Genomic DNA, 2,225 nt, shown 5'->3' on the forward strand with positions numbered 1-2,225 from the left:
GCTGGTATGAAATGCGCCGCCAGCTTGAGTACAAGCAGCTCTGGAGTGGCGGTCAGGTGCTTGCTGTTCCGCCAGCGTACACAAGCCAGCGTTGCGCGTGCTGTGGTCATACAGCGAAAGAAAATCGCCTGTCACAAAGTCAATTCAGATGCCAGGTATGTGGATATACAGCGAACGCCGATGTAAACGGCGCTCGTAACATTTTAGCGGCGGGGCACGCCGTTCTTGCCTGTGGAGAGATGGTGCAGTCAGGCCGCTCGTTGAAGCAGGAACCCACCGAAATGATTCAGGCGACAGCCTGAACGTAGCAGGGATCCTCGTCATTCAGGGCGTGGAGGATGTCAAGACACGGAAAACGAACATGATGTTTGTGGTTGGTAATTATCACCGATCGTTGATGGCGCAATTTCTGCGCCATCGCAAAAAAATCCTCCGTGATGCTCGTCACAAATCTTGCCCTCCCGATGTTGTGCTATGCTTTTTATCAGCGACTAACCCGCTAATGCAAAACAGATAAGTGAGGAAACAATGGGCATTCTGTCATGGATTATTTTTGGGCTTATTGCCGGTATTCTGGCGAAGTGGATCATGCCAGGTAAAGATGGTGGTGGATTCTTTATGACTATCCTGCTGGGGATAGTCGGTGCCGTAGTTGGCGGATGGATCAGCACGCTGTTTGGCTTTGGTAAAGTCGATGGCTTCAATTTTGGCAGCTTCGTGGTTGCCGTTATTGGTGCGATTGTCGTGCTATTTATCTACAGGAAGATTAAAAGTTAACGCTTAAATTGCACAAAGGCTGCACACAGGCAGCCTTTGCTATTTTTTAGAGGTGACGTTACCACCATCCCAGCTCAGTGCCGAGTACGACAATAATCGCGACACCCATCATAATAATCGTTGTTTTTTTCATCTTTATGCTCCCGGGGCAGCATAGCCGCCAATAAAAAACCATGCTAAAAATACGACCGCTGTAATAAAGATTACAACCGGAAAAATAATACCGATTCGCATGTTATCACCAATCAAAAGGATGTGAATACGCCTCAGGAATGTGGCGCTGAATGCGCGACAAAAGGTGTTTTCTGTTTGTGTTTTTTCTCCTGATACATCGCGATATCGGCAGCATGCAGGGCACTGTCTGCATCGGTCGTTTCAGGATCGACTTCTACAATGCCAAGACTGGCACCAGGATAATACAAATCAACATCACCTAAGTGATATTCTCCACGTATTTGCTGTTGAATACGTTCTCGCAGCGACGAAATATCCGCATTCTCGTTATTTAGTGAAACAACCAAAAACTCATCACCGCCGAGACGACCAATAACTTCGCCATTTTGCTGGAGCGTATTAAGGCGCTCGCCAACCTGAATGAGAAACAGATCGCCACTATTATGACCAAAACGATCATTGATTAATTTGAAGTTATCCAGATCGATAAACGCGATCATTATCTTATGGTTAAGATGCCGGGCGAGAGAAAACAGCGTCGTCAGATTTTCAAAAATCGCCCGCCGATTCGGTAGCCCGGTTAACGAGTCGGTATACGATTGCGCAATCAGCGCGGCATTGGCTTCGCGCAGCTGTTCAACCAGTGCCTCTTTTTGAATATATTGTGCAATCAGTCCAGCGAATAACTGTAAAACCTGTTCCGCGCGTTCACTCCACTGGCGCTTCTCACTGCTGGCGGCGCAAAGCGTGCCATAGAATGATCCATCCGGTAAGTGAATTGGTGTACTCAGAAATGTGGTGATTCCAAGATTGCGTGCCGCAATACAGTCGCCCCAACGGTCAGGGACTTCATCGCTGAAAAAGCAGTTTTCATCAATAGCGCGTTTGCATAACGAGTAATCCCACGAGACGGTAAAATTCTCCGGGATGTGCATTTTCTGGCTGTTACGGGCAAACATAATATGCTGCAGGCGCGCTTCGACATCCACTTTGGTCAGGTAGGTTGATTCCATATCAGTGACCATTTCCAGCATCTCCAGAAGCTGTCGGACCAGACTTTCCAGTGACTGTTCTTTGGCAAGGGATTGCGAGACGCGGGCGATAATCTGATCTGACACGAAACAACTCCAGGATACGGCGGGTAAATGCTGATTATTTAATCTTTGCAGGCATGATAAAACATCATCAACAAAGATGAAACAAGACGTAATATGTTTTGAGTGAATGTAATAAAAATAGTGCTGCAAAACAAAACGATACCGCGATACTCTAAG

The 2,225-nt window shown here is 47.1% G+C and carries 5 protein-coding genes; 2 read left to right on the forward strand and 3 right to left on the reverse strand.

What is annotated here, in order from left to right:
• Both E0D98_RS23505 and E0D98_RS23510 read left to right on the forward strand, forming a co-directional pair.
• Positions 1-302, forward strand: a 302-nt coding sequence (locus E0D98_RS23505) for a zinc ribbon domain-containing protein (protein ID WP_100250106.1), incomplete at its 5' end; no start/stop codon positions are given.
• 226 nt (positions 303-528) lie between these two features.
• Complete coding sequence (locus tag E0D98_RS23510) at positions 529-777, forward strand: GlsB/YeaQ/YmgE family stress response membrane protein (RefSeq protein WP_000512153.1); 249 nt, start codon at positions 529-531, stop codon at positions 775-777.
• A gap of 58 nt (positions 778-835) precedes the next feature.
• Here E0D98_RS23510 and yoaJ read toward each other — a convergent pair whose 3' ends face one another.
• Genes yoaJ through dgcP form a run of 3 tightly spaced genes read right to left on the reverse strand, consistent with a single transcriptional unit; the run spans position 836 to position 2,069 of the window.
• Positions 836-910 carry a protein YoaJ gene (gene yoaJ, locus E0D98_RS23515; RefSeq protein WP_001386836.1) on the reverse strand — a complete coding sequence of 25 codons (75 nt, stop codon included), beginning with the start codon at positions 908-910 and terminating at the stop codon, positions 836-838.
• Positions 911-912: 2 nt separating this feature from the next.
• On the reverse strand, positions 913-1,011 hold the full coding sequence (locus E0D98_RS23520; protein ID WP_001219350.1) for a YoaK family small membrane protein: 99 nt from the start codon (positions 1,009-1,011) through the stop codon (positions 913-915).
• Positions 1,012-1,043: 32 nt separating this feature from the next.
• Positions 1,044-2,069 carry a diguanylate cyclase DgcP gene (gene dgcP / locus E0D98_RS23525; RefSeq protein WP_001283455.1) on the reverse strand — a complete coding sequence of 342 codons (1,026 nt, stop codon included), beginning with the start codon at positions 2,067-2,069 and terminating at the stop codon, positions 1,044-1,046.
• Positions 2,070-2,225 lie beyond the last annotated feature (156 nt).

Source organism: Escherichia sp. KCJ4928, assembly GCF_004352695.1.
GTDB lineage: Bacteria > Pseudomonadota > Gammaproteobacteria > Enterobacterales > Enterobacteriaceae > ECMA0423.